Raw genomic sequence first — 20,187 nt, forward strand, 5'->3', positions numbered from 1 at the left:
ATCGCTGACCGGCGGAAACCGCAACGACGTCACCCAGCTCATCCCCCTGATCCAGGCCGTCCCGCCCGTACGCGGCCGGCGAGGGCGGCCCCGACGGCGACCGGTCGCGCTCTACGCCGACCGCGGCTACGACCACGACAAGTACCGCAAGCAGGTCCAGGCCCTGGGGATCACCCCCGTTATCGCCCGCCGCGGCACCGACCACGGCTCAGGTCTGGGCGTCCACCGGTGGGTGGTCGAACAGAGCTTCGCGCTACTGCACTGGTTCCGTCGGTTACGCATCCGCTGGGAGATCCGCGACGACATCCACGAAGCGTTCCTCAGCCTGGCCTGCGGCATCATCTGCTGGCGCCGACTGGTCAACCTCTCACTTTGTTAGGAGTTCTTAGGGCCCGCCTCCTACACCGGTGCCGTAGGTGGCTGCTGGTTGTCGCCGCTGTCCGCAGTCGTTGATGTCACTCGTGGATGTCAGAACGGTGCAACCACGTGCATGCGTGTCGTCGTGATCTCATGGGTCGTGTCCCGCGTCGTGGTGTAGGGGATCAAGCGTCACGCGTTCCGGTACGAGGCCCTGCACGATCTCCGCGGAGGCGGTAGCCCACGAGGAGCCCTGCTGAGGCGAGTTGAAACCCGGGCCCGGAGGAGTCACTGCCCCTGACCTGGGGATTCCGGCGCCTTGATCGCCTACACCACGAGCAGGGACACTATCGTCCCGAAGGAACCTGGCTGGGCATTCGACTCGTGTTGGGGAGGCGACCGCCGCCGCACCGCTCAGCGTTAGACCCCCGGCTGAGCTGTCGGCGGCAAGCTGCCACTGCGCCTCAGGCGGTAGTCAGATCGAGTAGTTCCGTACGGGTCACGGGAAACGAGGCACGTGTAATGAAGGCCGAGTAGCAAACCGGCGTCAACACCCAGGTTGGTAGCGAGCACCCGAGTGGGCAGTGGATGCTTGTCATTCGGGTCAAGGACCGCAACCGAATCAGCCAGCATGTCGCGAACCTTGACTATCTCGTACTCGACTTGGGTTCCGAGAGTCCCCATCTCGTCCTCTCGGTCCCCCGGATGAATCGCGGATCTGTTGAAGGGTCCGCCCGGGGGTAGCTGTGCGTCTGCCATCGACGGATGGTCTCATCCGTCAGGCGTGGACCCCCGCTTTAGGAGTTTGAGCACGGGCCCTCGGGAGGCGCCTCACCACAGAAGGGCGCGGTCATGTCTGACTGCCCTGGACCGCTGGTGTACCTCGACGTTGATGTCAGCCCTGGATGTCACCCACGTCCGTTGAGGGCGCCCGCGAGGGCCTGGGCTTGGCTTGGGGTGATGCCGAGGGCGAGCGGTATGTGGCGGGGGCTGTAGGGCGACGAACACACTGCGATCGGGCTGTCTGTCATGACGGCCCAGCGCGGTTCGCTATCGGCCTCCTGCTCGCCGACCAGTACGGTGGCCAACTCGTCGGCTGAATCGGAACGTATGCCGCAACGGATCAGTGCTTGCCCCACCATGTGGCGCGCTTCGCGAGGCATCTCGGCGTCGCCGAGCATCGGAAGCAGGAGCAGAAGGCGCTGTGAGCTGTCGGTCAAACCCTCACTGCTGTCGTGTGCGGCCTCAGCGAGTGTGGCGAGCTCCGTCCAGGACAGTCCGGGGCCCGCATCGTCAGCGCCGCATTGGCCGAGGTAGCCGAGTCGGCCCCACTGGGGGTGGCGTACGAAGAAGTCGACGTTGTTAGCGTCGTCAAAGTTGGCGTACACGGCGTAAGCGGTATGGCCTCCCTCAAAGGGGACCCGCAGCACAGGCCAGGGCTCCTCAGGGTTGCTGAGGCGCTCCACCATCTCCTCGTAGACCGACGCGTCCACCCCGTAGAGCTCTGGATCCTCGCTTGGATCTCCCACGGTCAACATGAGATGTGCGAGCCAGAAGGCGGGCTCGCGCGCGAGATCCTCGCCTGCTACCAGCTCGCAGTCCTCCAGATATTCGGGGATGTGCACCGTGAGAGCCATGCGCGGAGCGTACTCGCCGTCATCGCTTCCCCATCTGCCAGGGCCCGGGGGTGTCCCGCCTGACGTCGGGCCGGACTGGAGCAGCCCCGCTTTAGGAGAGAGGCTGGGCAGTCGTGCCGGTGACCTGGGGCGTCGATGACTGGTGAGATGCCCAGCAACTCGACCGCCAGAAGCCCCCGTTGACCTTGGCTGACCGCTGCATCTGGCACGACAGTGGCACGAACCTCAGCCGACGACAGTCAGCCACGATGGCGGGTGCGTCGACCGACCTCGCACGCGTATGCCTCGCTGCACCCACACCGGCCTCAGCCGCGCTACCGATTTTTTCCGTCGACTAGAGCAGACGGTAACGGCCGTCCCGTGACCACGGCAGAAACCCCAGCGAAGCTGCGATCATTCGCGGCCATGCTGGGTGCTGGGCGAACGGCTGATCGTGATCCTACGCAATCAGCCGCTTTCTCGTGGTTCCCCGCTGTCCCACGCTCGATCTGGTGCGCTTGTGGTGCGGCGGACTTCAGCGCTGGAGCTCGGGTGCCGGCTCAATGACGTCAGCTCAGACCGATCGCCCCATGGGTTGCTGCTCTCAACACCGAGGCGAGCAGCGACGACTCGTCGAGGAAATCCACCTCTTAGCTACTGCCATTTGCTGTTATCTGGATTCATTCTGATGGTTGGCTCAGGGAGCGGAACTACCCTGCTCGCATGGCGTCGAGCGAGGTTATTAACGACTGTCCTCAGTCGCTCATCATTGGTCGCGGTCAGCCTGCTGATCAATTCAGCGCCTCCACAGCCGTCGATGAATTTTGCAAAGAAACCAAGGGGCACCGTCTCCTGGCCCTTCGCGTGACGATAGAGGTAATCAGCAATCGCCTCAACCTCATCCTCATCCCAACTCCCTCCCCAGGCGACAGAAAGCTTGCGGTAGATGTTCGTCGGATCGTCGTCAAGCTGCTCTACATCTCCCCACTTTCGATGCACAGCGGTGCGAGAGTGCGGATATCGCATCAAGGCTCTTCCGATACCCCAATGCTCGGGATTCCGCTCCCAGGTCATGTACGCACGGGGAACCAGAACCGACTGCATACGAGGCATCCTCTGGTCAATGCTCATACGCGGTGCCAACTTGCCTAGCGTGTCGGCTAGTTGGACGAGCTCTGGATGGTCTGTTACTGAAAGTTGCACGATAAGGCTCGATGGTACGGAGAGAGCACACTTTACCGATTCCTCCCATACGTCGTTGGAGAACGAGAGAAACACGTCCTCCACGCCATTCCGGAGATTGCCGACTGCGCCCCACCACCACGACAGGAGCCCATCTTTGAAACGATCTCGCGGCCAGCGAGATACTCGCGAAAATATTCCGAGGAGCATTTCTGGAGATGGATCTTTTTGGGACATCGATAGCGCAACGGCCGGCACGCCAGAGACCCGGGGTGAGATTTGTGGAGGAGTTTCCCCAACTTGTTCTACGTCGAGGTCGATCCAGGCTCGCTGAGCCTCTTGCCAGTGAGATATTGTTTCTGACGTAACTTCGAGAGATGGTCGATCCCGCTCCCACCAGATCGCTAGTGGCCAAGGGAGCGCAGTCCACCATTTCGCTACAAGATCCCCGTCGGCAATCCTTAGCGCGTCCGTGGCAGATTCCCAAGTCGACGGACTTGGGTCATCAGTAAATAGCACCGACTTGCGCAGAAACTCCCAGGGACCCATGTCGCCGGCGACTGTCGCGTACGCCACCGTCGTGTCCGATAGGGGACTTTTCTGTTCAGGCCCCCGAATCATCCGTATCCGCATTGCTTGGCGCTCAACCCCGTCGAGCACGTAGCTAACACTGGGGACTCTAGTCAAACCAAGCATCATTCGAGTGGATGGCGAAAAGGGAACCTGGTCAGTCTCCTCACTATTGCTGCGGAGCGAGTGGTAACCCCTTGTAAGTGTAGCCACGTTAACCAACTCCGGTGGCCACTCCAAGATCTCAGATATAAGTAGGCGTGAGAGCGAAACGGCGGGTCCGGCTACAGAAGAAACAGATTGCAAAAATATGTGCTTAGCTTCAACGCCCTCGTGCTGCAAGTGTGAACGCATCAGTTCGAGATCGTCAGTGCTTCCCAGATCTGCTTTGGCAGATAGGGTGAGCAGAGCTCCAAGACGAGAAAAGAGATCCGGTGAGGAAAGAGCGCGTGAAAGTGCATCCTTTACCTTGGAGGCAGAGGTTTTATCTGTGAAGTCGACGCGAGCCAGCGTAACTAGGGGATTCGGAGATGCCAGCCGAATAGCCGCTAGTACGATATCAGTCAAAAGCCGCTGATGGCGTGGTGCTGTATCCGCCACTCGGTCGACGAGAATGTCGACGGCGAGCCGCGATCCCATAAGGGGACCGTTCGTGCCGGGGAACTGTTCGACATCTCCCGAATTAAGTGCACTGCAAATAGTAATGATCATGTCTCGTCGGGCACTATTGCTACAGAATATTGCACCGCTGGCTAGCAGAAACGTGTTTCGCCAGTGATCGCTGCACGCGATTATAGCGAGCCGACTGTAAACCTGATCATCACTGCCTTCCAGTAGTCCCTTAGCTGCGCAGAATTCTTGAAGGCTCCTAAGCTCGAACCCGATCTCTTCCGAAGTGTTGGCTACGAGAAAGACCAAACGTTCCGTAGCAGCGTTCATGATTTGAGATACCAGCTCGCTACGATCGTGCTCTTCGTAGCCTTCGTCTTGGAGGATCCCTTCTAGCTCGACGCTGAGTTCTGTACGGCTCAGGGATGCCTCGGTGTGAGATGCTTTCGCGGCGTCATTCTGAAGCCGCAAACCGACACGCCAGTGGAGCAGATCGATAAAAGTTCTGAAGCGGTCGAGAACCTCAACGTGAGGCGTGTCCTTCTCCAGCTCGCGCGCGTAGATCACTTGATAGTAATTGTCGAATAGGACAAACCGTTGGCTTGGGGCGCGGCTGGAGCGGGACAGTAGAAGTACCAGAATAGTTACTTGGAGCGGGGTGGTCATTAGTCGGGCTGTCTCTGTCTGGAGTGCAGCCTTTTTAACTCGCTGCATGATTTCTTGAGACTTTTCGCTGCCCTCGCCATGTCTTATAGTAGTTAGTCGCTGCGAGTAACGGAGAGCCTGGTTCTGTGTAAGTGAAGTCAGGCGCATCAAAAAGTAGTTCGCGAACTCCTCTTTATACCCTTGCGGCCTGCTCGTTGCGAGAACTACAATGTCGGCACCGCAAGCATCAGCGGAGTCATGAAAAGTGCTGATGGCGTCCATGACCGTCCCTCGGTTAGCCGTACTGGGGACTTCGTCAAGCCCATCCAACACGAGTAGCCAAGGATATGTCCGTAGCCAAAGACGTATACCGCGAAGGTTCGCGCCACCGCCTATTCTCTCTGCGATAAATGAGAGCAGGGAACCCGATCGGTTGGCCGCGAGGTAGTTCGCGAACTTCGGGAGAGAAACGAATACAGGGAAGCGGAGCGCAGTAGGTAGAGGAATTCCTTCTTCTCGGCATATAGTCCGAGTCCGCTGAACCTCCATCCTGATCTCAGGCTGGTGCCGCAAATACTCGTGCCTGTCGAGCAGCTCTGCGCGATAGATTTGGCAAACAAATCTTCCGAGCGTGCTCTTTCCTTGTCCTGGCCCACCGATAACCACAATGCGCCCTCTCTGAGGATCTTGGGCGCGGTCCGTGGGCGTAGCCGCCCGATCTGCTTGCTCAATTATGGTTGCTGTGCTGGCGGACCTAGTGGTGTCCTCCTCGTCGAATAGGAATTCTTCATCACTGTTCGTGTCTCCGTAGGGAATGTCGACGAATACTCGCGCAAGTGGGACCTTGCGGTCGTCAACACCCCCGCCTTGATCGAGCTCGGCATACTTTTCGGATTTAAAAACCCTGGCCAAATGGCCGGAGATTGCATCAGCAATATCGTTTTGGTCGCCCGTTAGAAGGTCTGTAAGTGTAGAGAGGAGATCCCCTACGACTGCCCCCATATATTTTTGGCGGACGCTGGTGTGCGCATCCAGGAGGCGGCAGATCTTCTCTGCATGCCATACATCCCATTCCTTCAACCCAAGGCTTGGTGCAACTGAATTAAGGTACTCATTAATCAACTCTTCGCCGCCGCCGGGGGAAGGTGTCAAAATAACGTTTGTCATGACGAGGAGTTGATCTGGCTTCTCCTCTCTTTTTAGCCAGTGTGAAACTTCATTTTTGAGCTCTTTGAGTAGCCATTGGGCGTCAACTGTCCGCCGAGTGAGTTCCTCCTTGTGTTTTACCTGAATTACCGTGTAGCCAGTCCATGGTGCATTATTTCGGGAGATTGTGAGATCACTTCGTGTGCTTGCATCTCGGCCTCCGTCTGGGCCTAGTCCATGGATCTGGATATGGGATCCAAACTCGGCCAGTAGGAGTGCCTGAGACAGGCGCTGAAACTCCTGAGGGCCCATGCGAGTGAGGTCGTAGCGAGTCACACCGCCATGGTGCCGGATCGGAGGGCTGGAAACCTGGCGTTCAGCGGAGTTGAGACGAACTGGGTGACGGAGGGCTTTGGCTGGTGGCCTGCCCAGCCTGGGGTCGAGCATCGCCAGGGGGGCCGTACGCTGGTTGGCAACTCGGGCAGGCTTTGGACCTGACTGCCCCAGCGACGACGTACACCTTCTCTGACATCAGGCGGCTAACTGCTCTGTGCGCGGCGCGGGTGCCGGCCGGGCTGGAGCGGGGCGGAGACAGGAGCGCAGGCCCGGCCGGGGGCCGGGCCGTGCGCGGGGAGCGGAGCGAGCCGCCTTGATCAGGTAGGGAAAGTTCCACGTCGACAGTTCAGCGCTCGTGAGGCAGAGCAGATCGGAAGTCCATCGAGAGGTCGGCTCCGCCGACGGGCTGCAACACCCGGAGTGTTGCAGCCCGTCTGTGACCGGACAGCCCGGACACCCGCACTTTGAGCTGTCCGGCCCGTTTTCCCAGGTAGGAGCCATTTGCGGACAGCCGGACAGTCCGGACACGTGATGCGGGTTCCTTTGACCCGGACAATCCGTCCGGGTCCCGTCCTCTTCAGTGCCGCATGCTGCGTGGCGGTACGAGTTGAGCCCGCTTACCCGTTCCTCGCCGCGTCGGTACTGTGAATGACGCCCCTACTCAGCAGCCGGAGGCAACGCCCCATGCGTGGTCTTGGAGATCACCTCAGCATCGGCGAGCGCATCGCGTTCTACCGGAAGCGCCGCGGCTACACGCAAGAGGTGCTGGCCGGCCTGGTCGGTCGTAGCACGGACTGGCTCGCGAAGATCGAGACGGGGCGTAGGAAGCCGCCCCGCATCGACATGCTTGCGGAGCTGTCGCGCGTCCTGCGCGTGCCTCTCGGGGACCTGCTAGGTCAGACCGTTCTCATGGACGACGAGCAGCAACAGGATGACGTCCCCGCTGTGCGCGACGCCCTCATGAGCCCGCGTCGGCTTTCGCGCCTGCTGTTCGGCCCCGAAGCTGAAGCTCAGCTTCCTACGCCCGCCCCCGTAGCGGTACGCGTTGAGCAGGCATGGAACGACTATCAGGGCGGACGACTCGGCAGCGTTATCGCCGTTCTCCCCGCTCTACTGCAGACCGCCCAGGAGTTGGAGGACCGAGCGGTACGCCGAGGCGATGAGCGTAGCGATTGCTGGGCAGTGTCCGCCCGTACGCACCACCTTGCAGCTACCACGCTCGCGAAGATCGGTGAGTCAGACATCTCTTGGCTTGCTGCTGAGCGCGCGATGCGAGCCGCTGACGAGTCGGACGACCCGCTCGTGTTGGCGTCGGCCGCACGCTCCGGTACGCATGCCCTGCTGGCCAACGGGCGCTACGACGACGCCCTGGAGCTGGGGAACACGGCATCCGCGTGGCTGTCGTCTCAGGTCACCGATAGCAACCCGGCCGCGCTCAGTCTGCTGGGGATGATCCATCTGCGCGCCGCCGTCGCCGCGGCCCGCCATCAAGACCGGCCTACCGCGACGGCGCTGTTGGACCGAGCGGAAGAACTTGCGGATGACCTCGGGTCGGATCAGAACTACTGGCAGACCGGATTCGGGCCGACGAACGTGCTGCTCCATCGCCTGTCCATTGAACTGGACCTCGACAACGTCTCTTACGTGGTGGAGCACGGGCGGATCAACGTTGACCACATGCCGCAGGAACGCAGCGTTTCGCACCGCATCGACTTCGCGCGTGCTCTGGCGCTGGCCGGGCAGGGTCATGAGGCGTTCTCGGAGTTGCGTACGGCTGAGCGCACCTCGCCGCAGCTCGTACGCAACAATCCCAGGGTGCGCGAGACGCTGCGAGACCTCATGAAGCAGTCTCCGGTGACCGGCGGGTCGCGTTCGTCCGAGGTGTTCGCGATGGCTCAGCGGTGCAGGGCGGTGCAGTGAATTCAGGCAAGCGAGGGGTGCTCGGAGTCGTCGGGGCAGCTGCCGGGGGCGTCGAGGCGCTACGCACTGGCCTTGTTGAGCCCGCGATGGACCGAGGATGGCGGGTGGCTGTGACACTGACGCCGACGGCAGGTCAGTGGCTGCGGATGAGCGGCGAGGCTGAGCGACTGGAGAAGCTCACTGGCCTGCCGGTGCGTGACGAACCGCGACTTCCGAGGGAGGCTCGCCCGCACCCGCCGGTTGACTGTTACGTGGTCGCTCCCGCGTCGGCCAACATGGTTGCCAAGCTCGCCACTGGGCTGATGGACAACCAGGCTCTGACGCAGGTTAGCGAGGCTATTGGCACTCTTGGTCTCCCGGTCGTCGTCTTCCCGCGGGTGAATGCTGCGCACGCTCGCCACCCCGCGTGGCAAGGCCATATCGACGCCCTTCGGGCTGGGGCAGTGCACCTGGTCTACGGGCCGGCCGTGTGGCCGCTGTACGAACCGAGGGAGGCGCCGGCGGGGCGTGAACTTCCCTGGGGGGCAGTACTGGATGCAGTGGACGAGGCAGCCGGGTGACGGGCCGTCAACCCGATTGATCTGCAAGGAAAGAGGACCCGGACAGTCTGTCCGGGTCCTCTGCCGCTTCCGGCCGCATCCTCGTTGGCATGTCCGGGAGCAATGAGCGAAGTGGCGAGCCAGGAGGGCTGACCCCCTTGGAACTCGCCGTGATCGAAGTGAGTCTGAGCGAGGCGCGTGCCGAGGCCGAGCGGCTGCTGAGGCGTGCGGACGATCTCACCGCCAGGGTGGAGTCCCGTTGCCGACGATCTGCTCAAGACGGTCTAGCCGCTCGCCGAGCACACGAAGAGCGTCATGAATCGAGCTGAGTTCTGCTGCCAGGGCAGTGAATGCAGGGCTGCTGCCCGGTTCGGTGCCGAGCGGCGCAGACGGGTCGCGGACGAACGTCCCACGGCCCTGCTGGGTGAGGATCAGCCCCTCGTCACGGAGCTGGCCGTACGCGCCCTGGACGGTCATGAGCTGCACGCCAAGCTCCTTGGCGAGCTTGCGAGCAGCAGGAAGCTGGTCGCCCGGTTCGTACTCGCGGTTCGGGCCGGTGATCTTCGTGCGGAATCCTGCAGCGATGTCCTTGGCCGTGGGCGTCTGCCTGGGCGCTTCTGAGCTCTGCTCCATGGGTTCGAGAGTAGCCGGACCTAGGTCAATCTCTGATCGCCCGTAGAACCCCTTGACAGTCAGATTGACCTAGGTCAATCTGAAGGTGCTGCGGCGGCGGGACTCCCCAGCAAGGTCGCCCGCCGTCGCGGTTCTCCCCGCTTCTTCGACTCAGGAGAACGTCCATGCGTACGTACATCGGCCATCAACAGCCCGTCTCAGCTGAGGACTTCGTCGAACTGGCCCTTGGGACCCCGGTTGAGCTGTGGCTTGGGGCCGAGGGAGAGACGGATGAAGAGCGCGCGGCCCGTCTGGACGCGGCGCGCGACATCCTCGCCGACCCGGAGTACAGCAACCTGCCGGACGACGTGGCCCGCATCGCCGCCGAGGTGATCGAGGCACACGCGCCGGAGCTCTTCAACGTCGTCCCACTGGCGCGCCCGGTCCGCCACCGGTCCTCCCGGAAGGGAGCGGCGGCATGAGCGACAGCCCGAACTTCCAGGACCGCGTGTTCCTGGAGAGCGAGGCCGTCTACCAGCGCATCCTTGACGGTCAGGTCAACGACGTGGCAGCCGAACTCATGGACGCCCAGCTCCGGGCCTCGGAGGAGGGCGACACGGCATGACCACCGCGACTGAGGTCACCAGTCAGCCGGCGGTGCCTCCGCTGACGAAACCCGAGATGGGCTTGGCCGGACTGGGCGCGCTGGCCGCGGCCGGGGTCGGCGCGCTGGGGCTGATCGCCTCGTTCGACGCGGTCTCCTCTGCTGCGGCTCGCTGGGGTTTCGGCGAGCCGTGGATGCTGCCGGTCGGGATCGACGTGGCCATTCCGGTGTTCACCGTGGCCAACCTGCTGTTGATCCGGATGGACATGGCTTTGGCGTGGGTGCGGTTCGTGCCGTGGGCGCTGACGCTGGTCACGTGCGGGCTGAACATCGCGGCTGGGCACTCGCTGTGGGCGAAGGTGGCGCACGGCACGATGCCGCTGCTGTGGGTGGTGTTCTCCGAGATCGGCGCCCACGTCTACGCCGTCCGGATCGGCGCCGCCACCGGTCGCCGCATGGAGAAGGTGCGGTTCTCCCGCTGGATGCTCGCACCGCTGTCCACGTTCGCCCTGTGGCGGCGGATGACGCTCTGGGAGATCACCTCCTACTCCGACGCGCTGGCTCGGGAGCGAGAGCGGCAGTTAGCCCGTGCTCGGCTGCGGGAGCGGCACGGTTGGCGGTGGCGGTCGAAGACGCCGCGCCCCGAACGCGTGCTGCTCAAGCTGGGGGAACTGGCCCCCGCGAGCGAGGACGTCCTGCCCGCGCCGCCGCAGGATGCCGACCAGCCGCCGAAGCCGGAGGCGCCCAAGCAGCCACGTAAGCGGCCCACCAAAGCCAAGGGCAAGGCAGCGAAGGCGCCGCGGACCCCCGCGGAACTGCTGGCCGAGGCGCGCAAGACAACGGCCGACTGGGCAGACGACGCGATCAACGCGGAAGCCATTCGCACCACGCTGCACTGCTCGGCTGCCAACTCCCGTGTGCTGCGGGACCTGTTGTTGGGCGAGCGGGCAGAGGGACGACCTCTCCGCCCCGTGGCCGATGACAGCGACGACACCACCGAGGCGGCTGCCTGATGTCCGCCGCATACGGCAAGTGCTTCGATCCTTCCGGCGTCCGGTTCGGGGTCCCCACGTTTCCGTGGCGGTTCGCCCCGGACGGCTACGCCACCCGTCGGCAGCTCCGTGCGGCCGGGCTGCGGCCCGGCGGACAGCCCGTCGCGGCTCAGGTGATGCGCCGCCACCGGGGCCGGAGGGGCGGGTTGCAGGTCGCCTACCTGTACCTCGTCGACCGCGCGACGCCGGTTCGGCCGATGACCTCTCGCAAGTGGGGTGCGCTCGCCCTGGCGATGCTCGCCCGCCGCACCTGCCCTCAGTGCCGGATCACCTACAGCTACTGCATCCCGACCTCGCTCGGGATGTGCATCCCCTGCGCCTACCCCGAGGAACAGCGCGCCGCCTGACCTGTACGGGGCCCGGTCTCAACCGACCAAAGCAGCGGCCGGGCCCCGCATCCCTCCCAGAGAGAAGGAACCCCCAGTGAAGCACCCCGACGACGACAACGAACTCTTCAGCCGACTGGAAGCAGAGATGACCGCCGCCTCCGGCGGCGAGGTAGTCGACCTGGACAAGGCAAGGTCGGCCCGTGGGGAGTCGGCCGACCCGACCGCCCGACCCGACGCCGACCGGTCACCCGACTCCGGCGCAGTCCGGTCGGATACCGAGTCGACCGACCCGACCGCGCCCGCGATGGTCGACCAGCCGACCCCGACCGCCACCGGTCCGGGCTACCTCGGTCGGCTGGCAGGGGCGCAGCGCCGGGCCGTCGTCCCGGTATGGCTGCAGTCGGTGGCCGAGTTGCGGACCGCCACCGCATGGGTGGCCCGCCACTACGCCCACGCCGCCGGGTACCACGCGCTGCGCGCCCCCGTCTACGCCGCCCGCCTCACCCTCCAGGCCCCCACTGGCGCCGCCCGGTTCATCGGGGGCACCATGCGGTGGGCGGCCGACCGCGAGGGCGAGCCGGTCCGACTCGCCGCGGTCCGCCGCGAGGACGCGGCCGAGTACCTGAAGCTGTCGCGGCAGCGCGACGGCCGGGTCCGCCTGCGCACCCTCGTGACGGTGCTGGCGATGTTCGTCGGCCTGGGCACCGCGCTGGCCATGTACGTGCTCGCGCCCGACTGGCTTCAGGCGGTGTCGGTGAGCGCGGTCGTGATGGCGCTCGGGTTCGCCGGCCGCCGCCCGGATGCCCCGGTCATCCACCGCGCGGTGGAACTGCCCAAGGCCACCAAGCTCACCAGTGACATCGTGCTGCGGGCGCTGGGCGCGCTCGGCATCCCCGCCATCAACCAGGCGCAGGCCAAGGGCCGGGACGGGTTCGAGTTCACCGCCCCGATCACCCGCGACGGCCCCGGCTGGCGCGCTGAGGGCAATCTCCCCTACGGCGTTACCGTGACCGACGTCATCGAGCGCCGCGACCGGCTCGCCTCCGGCCTGCGCCGCCCGCTCGGGTGCGTGTGGCCCGAGGCCGTCCCGGACGAGCACACCGGGCACCTCGTGCTGTGGGTGGGCGACCAGGACATGAACAAGGCCAAGAAGCCCGCATGGCCGCTGGCCAAGACCGGGCTGGTGGACCTGTTCAAGCCCGTCGCGTTCGGCACCGACCAGCGCGGACGCTGGGTGGAGATCACCCTCATGTACATCGCGGGCGTCATCGGCGCCATCCCGCGCATGGGCAAGACCTTCCTGCTTCGGCTGCTGCTGCTCATCGCGGCCCTGGACCCCCGCGCCGAGCTGCACACCTACGACATGAAGGGCACCGGCGACCTGGACCCGGTCGGCAACGCAGTCTCCCACCGGCACGCCGCCGGCGACGACGACGAGGCGATCCAGTACGCGCTGGCCGCCTTCCGCGCCCTGCGCGAGGAACTGCGGCGCCGCACCAAGGTGATCCGCTCCCTGCCGCGGGACATCTGCCCGGAGTCCAAGGTGACCAGCGCCCTTGCCGACAAGCGCTCGCTCGGGCTGCACCCGATCGTGGTCGGGGTCGATGAGTGCCAGGTGCTGTTCGAGCACCCCGACCACGGCAAGGAGTTCGAGGAGATCATCACGGACCTGGTCAAGCGGGGCCCGGCCACCGGCATCGTGGTCCTGCTGGCCACCCAGCGCCCGGACGCCAAGTCGCTGCCTACCGGGATCAGCGCGAACGCGTCCGCCCGCTGGTGCCTGAAGGTCATGGGCCAGCTGGAGAACGACATGGTGCTGGGGACCTCCGCGTACAAGCGGGGCGTGCGGGCGACCATGTTCGCCTGGGGCGACAAGGGCATCCACTACTTCGTGGGCGAGGGAGCCGACGCCCGCATCGTCGCCTCCGTCTACGTGGACGCCCCCGGCGCCGACGCCATCGCCACACGTGCCCGCAAGGCCCGCGAGAAGGCCGGACTGCTCTCCGGCTACGCGCTCGGGGAGACCCCCGAGGATGTCACGGGCCCGTCCTACGACCTGCTCGCCGACATCGCCGCCGTGGTGCCGGAGAAGGAGGAGCGGGTGTGGAACGAGCGGATCGCCGCCCGCCTGGCCGAGCTGCGGCCGGAGGTCTACAGCGGCTGGAAGGGCGAGAACGTCACCTCGGCGCTCAAGCCGCACGGCATCAAGACCCGCGACGTGGCCGGGACGACCGACGACGGCACCCGCACCACCCGCCGCGGCATCGTCCGCGCCGACCTCATGAAGGCGATTGCGGAGCGTAGCGAAAAGCCGGGCGCCGCATAGGCCTGACGGGGTGCTACCGGTAGCACCCACGCCTGCTACCGGTAGCACCCCCGCTAGCAGCCCAAACCGTGCCCCACCTGCGAACTAGTGGATAGCACCCCACCTGCGGAAACGCCTGAAAACCGCCTGGAAGGGCCCCTCATGACCCCCCTCCTCCTCGCTATCGCCTGCCTACTCGCCGTCACTCTTGGTTACGCGGGACTGTGCGCGGTCTCGCCGTTCGGCAACTGCCGCAAGTGCTCCGGCTGGGGCTTTGAGATGAAGACCGACCGCAAGGGACGCCTCAAGCGCGGCAAGGACTGCCGCCGCTGCCACGCGACCGGCAAGCGCATACGCGTCGGCCGCTGGCTCTACAACCGCTGGGCCCGCATCTACCGCGCCGGCGCCGACACCCGCCCGGAGGCCACCCGATGACCCTCACCTTCTCGGCCGTACTGCTGTTCGGCGCAGCCTCCGTCGTCGCCGTCAGGACCAAGTCGACCGGCGCGGGCGCCGCCGTCCTGTTGTTCCTCTTCGGCTTCTTCACCGCCGGGACCGGCGCCTACGGCCCCATCCACGACCTGGTGGCGTCCTTCGCCCGCTTCCTGTCCCAGCTCGGCAACTGACGGGAGAACCCTCGTGAACGACCCCATCGTCGCCCGCCACTGGCTCGCCGCCGCCATGCCCAAGGCCGCGCCCGCCCTCGCCACCACGACCGTGCTTGCGCTGGCCCGGATCTGGAACGCCAACGGCGCCGAACACTCCATCGGCAACGCCGTGCTGATGACTGCCCTGTCCACCGGAGCCGCCGCCGCGGGCGTCTGCGCCAGCGTCGGCCGCGCCGGGGACTCTGCCATCGCCGGTACCGCGTTCGCCGCCTCCGGAAGCCTCGCTCTCGCTGGCGTAGCCGGATATGCCGACGGGCTGTCCCTGCCTCTGCTGCTGTGGGCTCTGGCCACCGCTATCGCCTACGGACTCGCCGCACGGTACTGGCGCACAGACCGCCGCGAGCGCATCGCCCACGAGCGGCAGAGCACCGCGCGCCGCGAGGAGCAAGCGCACATCGAGCGCGTCGAGGCCCTGCGCGCCGGAGCCCAGATCGAGGTGGCCCGTAGCGGCGCCGCCTACGCAGAACAGCTCGCCCAAGCCCTCCACACCCGCGCAGCCCTGCCCGGCTTCGACTTCAAGGCCGTGGAAGCCACCGGGCTGCCGGAGCTCCCCGCCGCAGGGGAGGACCGGTGAGGTTCTACCTGACCACGCACAAGAAGCACTGGGTCAAGACCACGCGCGTGCCGCTGTTCCTAAAGTCCGAGCACTTCCAGCGAGCCCGCACTCTCCCGCAGACCCTCACCCGCTACGCGATCGACTCCGGCGGCTTCACCATGCTTCAACAGCATGGCTGCTGGATACGCAGCCCGCGCCAGTACATCGATGACCTGCGCCGGATCTGGGAGGGCGTAGGCCCGTTCGACTGGGCGGCACCGCAGGACTGGATGTGCGAACCGTTGATCATCCACGGCGGCACGATCGGTCCCCTGCGGTTCGTTGGCACGCACCTGAGTGTTCGCGAGCACCAGCGCCGGACGGTGGCGAACTACCTCGAACTGCGCTCCCTGGCCCCTGAGCTCCCGATCATCCCGGTACTCCAAGGCTGGGAGCTGCAGGACTACGACCACTGTGTACGCCTGTACGAGCAGGCCGGCATCGATCTGACCCGCGAACCCACCGTCGGTCTCGGCTCCGTGTGCCGTCTCCAGTCCACCCGCAAGGGCGCCGCCATCGTCACCGCCATGGCCGCGCACGGGCTGCGCCTGCACGGCTTCGGCTTCAAGACCCTCGGCCTGGAACGGGTCGGCCACCTGCTCGCCTCCGCGGACTCCGCGGCCTGGAGCTACCACGCCCGGCGCAGACCCGCCCTGCCCGGCCACCCGCACAAGAACTGCGCCAACTGCCTGCCCTACGCCCTGGCTTGGCGTACCCGAGTCCTCGACGCGCTGCCCACCTGGCAGCAACCCACCCTCGACACCGACTGACCGGAGGAGCCACCGTGTTCGAGATCCGCATCATCTGTGACCCGGCCGACACCGACCGGGTCAACGCGGCCCTGGCCGCCGCCTTCACCACCGGCCCCACGCGCCAGCAGGCCACCCGCGACGGCCAACGCACCCGCCTGTACATCACCGCCGACCACCGCCCCGAACCGGAGCCGTGGCCCACGCCGGAAGAGGCGTACGCGCTCGCCCCGAGCATTATCAGCGAGATCGGCTGGACCGCCCGCACGGCCGCCGACCGGCCGTTCTACGACGGGCAGAACCGGGAGTTCTGGCTCCGCAAGGCCGCGCTGCTGGACCGGATCGCGCTGAGCGATGAAGCCGACAGCGTCACCAGCGACGCGGCCGACCTCGCCACCCGAGCCGCGCAGCGGCTGATGGAGCTGGACGGCACGGCCGCCCTCTGCGACTCGCGCCGCTACGTCCGGCAGCAGTACGCCGCTTGGGCCAAGAACCAGTAGCAACGCCGCAGCGGCGGGACTCCCCAGCAAGGTCGCCCGCCGCCGCGGTTCTCCCCGCCCATCCGCAGACAGAACAGGAGAACCCCAGCATGCCGTACCCGGTCGGCTCTGCCCAGCTCATCGCCGCGCTTGACGCAGCGTCGCGTGGCTGGCGCGTCTTCCCCTTGATCCCTGCCGACAAGCGCCCGGCCGTCTCCGAGTGGGAGACGCGCGCCACCATCGACCCGGACCGCATCACCCGCGCGTGGTCCGCCGCCGCCTTCAACGTCGGCCTCGCCACCGGCCCTTCCGGCCTGGTCGTCATCGACCTGGACAAGCCCAAGCACCCCGGCGACACCCCGCCGGCCGCATGGGCCGAGCACGGCGTCACCGACGGCGCCGACGTCCTCGCCGTCCTCTGCGAGCAACACGGACAGCCCCTCCCTGCCGACACGTACACGGTCCGCACCTGGAGCGGCGGAACCCACCTGTACTTCGCCGCGCCCGAGGGCGAGCCCCTGCGCAACACCGCGGGAGACAGTGCCCGAGGGCTGGGCTGGAAGGTCGACACCCGCGCGTGGGGTGGACTCGTGGTCGCCGCGGGCAGCACCTTCGCCGGACGCCCGTACGAGGTCACCCGCAACGCCCCCGTGGCGCCCCTGCCGGACTGGCTCGCCGAACTCCTGTGCCCGGCTCCGCTGCCTCCGCAGACGCCCATCACGGTTGCCCTCACGGGCCGCGGACGGCGTACCGCCTTCCTCCGGTCCGCCGTCAACGGCGAAGTGGAGCGCGTGACGAGCTCCGGCCCGCACGAGCACAACAACAGCCTCTACATCGCCGCCCTCGCCCTCGGACAGCTCGTCGCCGGAGGCGAGCTGAGCGAAGCCGACGTCACCGGCTGGCTCCTGACGGCCGCGCTCCACGTCGGCCAGGCCGAACGCGAGGCACGGCGCACCATCGCCTCCGGACTCCGTGCCGGAGCGCGGCGCCCCCGGACGGTCGCGGCATGAGCACCAACCCTATCCCGCCCCTGCACCTGTACTCCGTGCCCAGCGACCCCCAGACGGCCCCGCAGGCGCCGCCGAAGCGGGAACGGCCACGGACCGCATGGACGGCCGACCAGCTCATGGCCGCGCACTTCCCCGAGCCGAAATGGGCCGTGCCCGGCATCCTCGCCGAAGGCGTCAGCGTGCTCGCCGGACCGCCCAAGGTCGGTAAGTCCTGGCTCTCCCTCGGACTGGGCCTGTCCGTTGCGGCCGGCGGCAAGGCGTTCGACTCCGTGCCCGTCCAGGGCGGACCGGTGCTCTACCTCGCCCTGGAAGACACCCCCCGCCGCCTCCAGACCCGCATGGGCAAGCTCCTCGGAGGACAGCCGGCCCCCGCCGGCCTGACCCTGGTCACCGAATGCCCGCCCTTCCCCCAGGGCGGCACCGAGGCCATCGCCCAGTGGCTCGAGCGCAACCCAGACGCCCGCATGGTTGTCATCGACGTGTTCGCCAAGATGCGCGGCCCGGCCCCGACAGGGGTGTCCGCCTACGACGCCGACTATGTCGCCGTCGGCTACGCCAAGAGGCTCGCCGACCACTACGGCGTGGCCGTCGTCCTCGTCCACCACGTCCGCAAGGCAGGCTCCGAGGATTTCCTCACCGAGGTCTCCGGCACCAACGGCATCGCCGGAGCCGCGGACGCCACCCTCGTACTGAAGCGGGCGCGCGGTCAGGCGGACGGCATCCTGCATGTCACCGGCCGCGACGTCGACGAAGCCGAGTACGCCCTCAGCTTCCAACCCGCCTCCGGCGCCTGGCACCTGCTGGACGGCCCGGTCACCGACCACACCGTCAGCGACACCCGCGCCACGATCCTGCGCTTCCTCCGCGCCCACCCCGGGGCGAAGCCGAAGGACATGGCTGGGGAGCTGCCGCACGTCGATATCGACACGATCCGCCGCACCTGCAACCGCATGGCCGACGCCGGACAGCTCAGCAAGGACGCCGGCGGCCGGTACTACCCGGACACCGAAACCCGGACGCAGGGTGCCCAAGAGGTGTCCGCACTGTCCGGCTGTCCGGACACCACATCTGACCAGCACGATCACCCCGGACAGTCGGAATTGGAGCTGTCCGGCCTGTCCGGTGCGGACGAAGCCGAAGGGATGGCGAAATGAGCGCCCGTACACGGGACGAGAAGATGACCGTCAAGGAGGTCATCGCTGATCTGAGGGTCGCCCCGTCGACCTTCTACCGGTGGCGCCAGCTCGGGAAGGGGCCCCGCTCGATCAAGCTCCCGAACGGCGACGTGCGGATCCGGCGGTCGGAGTACGAGCGTTGGCTTGCGGAGCGGGAGGACGCTGCGTGAGCACTGAGAACGACACCCCGGCCGGGCGCCCTCGCGGGTCCGCCCGGCAGGGCTACTCCTTCGACGTCAAGCTGTGGAAGGTCTCCAAGACTGGGCGCAAGTCACGCCCGTGGCGCCTCCGATGGGTGGTCGCAGGGCAGGTGCACGGCGACACGTTCACCACGCTGGCTCTCGCGGAGAGCCGACGGTCCGAGCTGTGGCAGGCCATGAACCGGCGCGGCGAAGCGTTCGAGATCGAATCTGGACGGCCTGAGTCCGAGGTGCGCGCAGCGGCCGAAGCCGCCGAAGCAGCGGACGCCGAGCCGCCGTTGCGGTGGTTCGAGTTCTGCCGGAAGTACGTGGCCGGGCGGTGGCGTACGGACGCGGCCAAGACGCGTGAGGGCATGGCAGACGGCCTTGCGGCCGTGACGCTCGCCATGGTCAAGCGCGGGGATGGTGTTCCCGACGATGAGGCGCTTCGACTGGCCTTCAGGTGGGGGGTTGTGCCCGCGAACGCGGGAGGGGAGCCACCGGCCGAACTCAAGGCCGCGTATGAGTGGGTCACGACGGTCGACCGGCCGTTGGATGACCTGGTCAACGCTGAGGTGTTCGAAGACGTGCTGTACCGCGTGAGCTACAAGCTGGACGGCACCCCGGCTGCGGGCGACACGTACAAGCGCCGCCGTCGTGCCCTGAACGCCGCTCTTGAGCACGCTGTGGCGGTCGGGGAGCTCCAGGAGAATCCACTCCAGCGGACTCGCCGGAAGCGCGTGGGCTCCAACGATGTCGTGGACCCGCGCGTTCTGGTGAACGCCGTACAGGCCCGGCAGTTACTCACGGCCGTCTCCTACGTCGGGTCGTGGGATCGCTGCCGTGGGCGGCGCCTAGTGGCCTTCTACGCGGTCCTGTACTACGCGGGACTCCGCCCCTCTGAGGCGGTCGGACTACGGCTGTCGGACTGCCACCTGCCGGAAAAGGGCTGGGGCACGCTGACACTGCGGGAGACGCGCCCCGTCTCTGGCAAGCAGTGGACCGACTCCGGCGAGCGGCACGACCGCCGGGGCTTGAAGGCACGGGAGGCGTCCACCGACCGGCCCGTCCCCATCCCGCGCATACTGGTCGCGATCCTCCGCGCCCACCTGAAGGAGTTCGGGACCGCCAAGGAAGGGCGCATGTTCGGCAACGAGCGCGGGGGACTGGTCGGCTCATCCACCTACTGGCGGGTATGGGAGGAAGCGCGGGGCTACGCCCTACCGTCGGAGCGCATCGACTCGCCGTTGGCCGGGCGGCCGTACGACCTTCGGCACGCCTGCATCACGCGATGGCTGAACGCGGGAGTGCCCATTGCTGAGGTGGCCCGGCGGGTCGGCAACTCCCCGGAGGTGATCCACCGCCGGTATCACGGCTGCATCGACGGTCACGAGGAAGCGGCCAATGCCAAGATCGCGAAGTCGCTGGAGGACGAGGGAGACGGGATATAGCCGCTTAGGGAGTGCGTCGCTACGCGGTTCCCTGCACAACGGCGGGCGGTCTTTCAGGA

The 20,187-nt window shown here is 66.3% G+C and carries 20 protein-coding genes; 17 read left to right on the top strand and 3 right to left on the bottom strand.

Features of this window, described 5'->3' with window-relative positions; all coding sequences use genetic code 11:
- The coding region (locus tag ACFYX0_RS24990) for a transposase (protein WP_388973245.1) at window positions 1-379 on the top strand (379 nt) is incomplete at its 5' end.
- 886 nt (window positions 380-1,265) lie between these two features.
- Here the strand turns inward: ACFYX0_RS24990 and ACFYX0_RS24995 are convergent.
- Together ACFYX0_RS24995 and ACFYX0_RS25000 are read right to left on the bottom strand one after the other, a co-directional pair.
- Window positions 1,266-1,994 carry a hypothetical protein gene (locus ACFYX0_RS24995; RefSeq protein WP_388973247.1) on the bottom strand — a complete coding sequence of 243 codons (729 nt, stop codon included), beginning with the start codon at window positions 1,992-1,994 and terminating at the stop codon, window positions 1,266-1,268.
- Between the two features lie 633 nt (window positions 1,995-2,627).
- The gene (locus ACFYX0_RS25000; RefSeq protein ID WP_388973249.1) at window positions 2,628-6,461 is read right to left on the bottom strand and encodes an NACHT domain-containing protein; all 3,834 of its coding nucleotides are present in this window, start codon (window positions 6,459-6,461) and stop codon (window positions 2,628-2,630) included.
- A gap of 684 nt (window positions 6,462-7,145) precedes the next feature.
- Between ACFYX0_RS25000 and ACFYX0_RS25005 the strand changes: the two genes are divergently transcribed.
- Both ACFYX0_RS25005 and ACFYX0_RS25010 read left to right on the top strand, forming a co-directional pair.
- Window positions 7,146-8,381 (top strand): helix-turn-helix domain-containing protein, encoded by a 1,236-nt coding sequence (locus ACFYX0_RS25005; RefSeq protein ID WP_388973251.1) that lies wholly within the window; start codon window positions 7,146-7,148, stop codon window positions 8,379-8,381.
- A gap of 17 nt (window positions 8,382-8,398) precedes the next feature.
- Window positions 8,399-8,941 (top strand): flavoprotein, encoded by a 543-nt coding sequence (locus ACFYX0_RS25010; RefSeq protein WP_388973253.1) that lies wholly within the window; start codon window positions 8,399-8,401, stop codon window positions 8,939-8,941.
- A 216-nt stretch (window positions 8,942-9,157) separates the two neighbouring features.
- Here ACFYX0_RS25010 and ACFYX0_RS25015 read toward each other — a convergent pair whose 3' ends face one another.
- On the bottom strand, window positions 9,158-9,553 hold the full coding sequence (locus ACFYX0_RS25015; protein ID WP_388973254.1) for a GntR family transcriptional regulator: 396 nt from the start codon (window positions 9,551-9,553) through the stop codon (window positions 9,158-9,160).
- Window positions 9,554-9,717: 164 nt separating this feature from the next.
- Here ACFYX0_RS25015 and ACFYX0_RS25020 point away from each other — a divergent pair, with 164 nt between their 5' ends.
- From ACFYX0_RS25020 to ACFYX0_RS25085, 14 genes are all read left to right on the top strand, one after another.
- Window positions 9,718-10,014, top strand: a complete 297-nt coding sequence (locus ACFYX0_RS25020) for a hypothetical protein (protein WP_388973256.1) — start codon at window positions 9,718-9,720, stop codon at window positions 10,012-10,014.
- Window positions 10,011-10,157, top strand: a complete 147-nt coding sequence (locus ACFYX0_RS25025) for a hypothetical protein (RefSeq protein WP_388973258.1) — start codon at window positions 10,011-10,013, stop codon at window positions 10,155-10,157. Before ACFYX0_RS25020 ends, ACFYX0_RS25025 begins: the two co-directional genes overlap by 4 nt.
- Window positions 10,154-11,149 (top strand): DUF2637 domain-containing protein, encoded by a 996-nt coding sequence (locus ACFYX0_RS25030; protein ID WP_388973260.1) that lies wholly within the window; start codon window positions 10,154-10,156, stop codon window positions 11,147-11,149. Before ACFYX0_RS25025 ends, ACFYX0_RS25030 begins: the two co-directional genes overlap by 4 nt.
- Complete coding sequence (locus tag ACFYX0_RS25035) at window positions 11,149-11,535, top strand: RRQRL motif-containing zinc-binding protein (RefSeq protein ID WP_388973262.1); 387 nt, start codon at window positions 11,149-11,151, stop codon at window positions 11,533-11,535. Before ACFYX0_RS25030 ends, ACFYX0_RS25035 begins: the two co-directional genes overlap by 1 nt.
- 76 nt (window positions 11,536-11,611) lie before the next feature.
- Window positions 11,612-13,843: a cell division protein FtsK gene (locus ACFYX0_RS25040; RefSeq protein WP_388973264.1), complete on the top strand. Its 2,232-nt coding sequence runs from the start codon at window positions 11,612-11,614 to the stop codon at window positions 13,841-13,843.
- A 141-nt stretch (window positions 13,844-13,984) separates the two neighbouring features.
- Entirely contained in the window at window positions 13,985-14,257 is a 273-nt protein-coding gene (locus tag ACFYX0_RS25045; protein WP_388973266.1) for a hypothetical protein, read from the top strand.
- Complete coding sequence (locus ACFYX0_RS25050) at window positions 14,254-14,448, top strand: hypothetical protein (RefSeq protein WP_388973268.1); 195 nt, start codon at window positions 14,254-14,256, stop codon at window positions 14,446-14,448. The genes ACFYX0_RS25045 and ACFYX0_RS25050 overlap by 4 nt, the downstream gene beginning before the upstream one ends.
- A gap of 13 nt (window positions 14,449-14,461) precedes the next feature.
- Window positions 14,462-15,064 carry a hypothetical protein gene (locus tag ACFYX0_RS25055; protein WP_388973270.1) on the top strand — a complete coding sequence of 201 codons (603 nt, stop codon included), beginning with the start codon at window positions 14,462-14,464 and terminating at the stop codon, window positions 15,062-15,064.
- Window positions 15,061-15,855, top strand: a complete 795-nt coding sequence (locus ACFYX0_RS25060) for a hypothetical protein (protein WP_388973271.1) — start codon at window positions 15,061-15,063, stop codon at window positions 15,853-15,855. Before ACFYX0_RS25055 ends, ACFYX0_RS25060 begins: the two co-directional genes overlap by 4 nt.
- A gap of 14 nt (window positions 15,856-15,869) precedes the next feature.
- The gene (locus ACFYX0_RS25065) at window positions 15,870-16,334 is read left to right on the top strand and encodes a hypothetical protein (RefSeq protein ID WP_388973273.1); all 465 of its coding nucleotides are present in this window, start codon (window positions 15,870-15,872) and stop codon (window positions 16,332-16,334) included.
- Window positions 16,335-16,423: 89 nt separating this feature from the next.
- On the top strand, window positions 16,424-17,323 hold the full coding sequence (locus ACFYX0_RS25070) for a bifunctional DNA primase/polymerase (RefSeq protein ID WP_388973275.1): 900 nt from the start codon (window positions 16,424-16,426) through the stop codon (window positions 17,321-17,323).
- Window positions 17,320-18,477, top strand: a complete 1,158-nt coding sequence (locus tag ACFYX0_RS25075; RefSeq protein ID WP_388973277.1) for an AAA family ATPase — start codon at window positions 17,320-17,322, stop codon at window positions 18,475-18,477. Before ACFYX0_RS25070 ends, ACFYX0_RS25075 begins: the two co-directional genes overlap by 4 nt.
- Window positions 18,474-18,668, top strand: coding sequence for a helix-turn-helix transcriptional regulator (locus ACFYX0_RS25080; protein WP_388973279.1), 195 nt, complete (start codon window positions 18,474-18,476; stop codon window positions 18,666-18,668). Before ACFYX0_RS25075 ends, ACFYX0_RS25080 begins: the two co-directional genes overlap by 4 nt.
- On the top strand, window positions 18,665-20,128 hold the full coding sequence (locus ACFYX0_RS25085; RefSeq protein ID WP_388973281.1) for a tyrosine-type recombinase/integrase: 1,464 nt from the start codon (window positions 18,665-18,667) through the stop codon (window positions 20,126-20,128). The genes ACFYX0_RS25080 and ACFYX0_RS25085 overlap by 4 nt, the downstream gene beginning before the upstream one ends.
- Window positions 20,129-20,187 lie beyond the last annotated feature (59 nt).

Origin of the sequence: Streptomyces sp. NPDC002573 (assembly GCF_042889625.1) — a bacterium.
Taxonomy (GTDB): Bacteria; Actinomycetota; Actinomycetes; order Streptomycetales; family Streptomycetaceae; genus Streptomyces; species Streptomyces gibsoniae.

What these genes read in the sequence shown, in the direction of transcription:
- ACFYX0_RS24995 (WP_388973247.1), bottom strand. Translation starts at nt 1,994, where the DNA reads ATGGCTCTCACGGTGCACATCCCCGAATATCTGGAGGACTGCGAGCTG.
- ACFYX0_RS25005 (WP_388973251.1), top strand. Translation starts at nt 7,146, where the DNA reads ATGCGTGGTCTTGGAGATCACCTCAGCATCGGCGAGCGCATCGCGTTC.
- ACFYX0_RS25015 (WP_388973254.1), bottom strand. Translation starts at nt 9,553, where the DNA reads ATGGAGCAGAGCTCAGAAGCGCCCAGGCAGACGCCCACGGCCAAGGAC.
- ACFYX0_RS25020 (WP_388973256.1), top strand. Translation starts at nt 9,718, where the DNA reads ATGCGTACGTACATCGGCCATCAACAGCCCGTCTCAGCTGAGGACTTC.
- ACFYX0_RS25025 (WP_388973258.1), top strand. Translation starts at nt 10,011, where the DNA reads ATGAGCGACAGCCCGAACTTCCAGGACCGCGTGTTCCTGGAGAGCGAG.
- ACFYX0_RS25030 (WP_388973260.1), top strand. Translation starts at nt 10,154, where the DNA reads ATGACCACCGCGACTGAGGTCACCAGTCAGCCGGCGGTGCCTCCGCTG.
- ACFYX0_RS25035 (WP_388973262.1), top strand. Translation starts at nt 11,149, where the DNA reads ATGTCCGCCGCATACGGCAAGTGCTTCGATCCTTCCGGCGTCCGGTTC.
- ACFYX0_RS25045 (WP_388973266.1), top strand. Translation starts at nt 13,985, where the DNA reads ATGACCCCCCTCCTCCTCGCTATCGCCTGCCTACTCGCCGTCACTCTT.
- ACFYX0_RS25050 (WP_388973268.1), top strand. Translation starts at nt 14,254, where the DNA reads ATGACCCTCACCTTCTCGGCCGTACTGCTGTTCGGCGCAGCCTCCGTC.
- ACFYX0_RS25070 (WP_388973275.1), top strand. Translation starts at nt 16,424, where the DNA reads ATGCCGTACCCGGTCGGCTCTGCCCAGCTCATCGCCGCGCTTGACGCA.
- ACFYX0_RS25075 (WP_388973277.1), top strand. Translation starts at nt 17,320, where the DNA reads ATGAGCACCAACCCTATCCCGCCCCTGCACCTGTACTCCGTGCCCAGC.
- ACFYX0_RS25080 (WP_388973279.1), top strand. Translation starts at nt 18,474, where the DNA reads ATGAGCGCCCGTACACGGGACGAGAAGATGACCGTCAAGGAGGTCATC.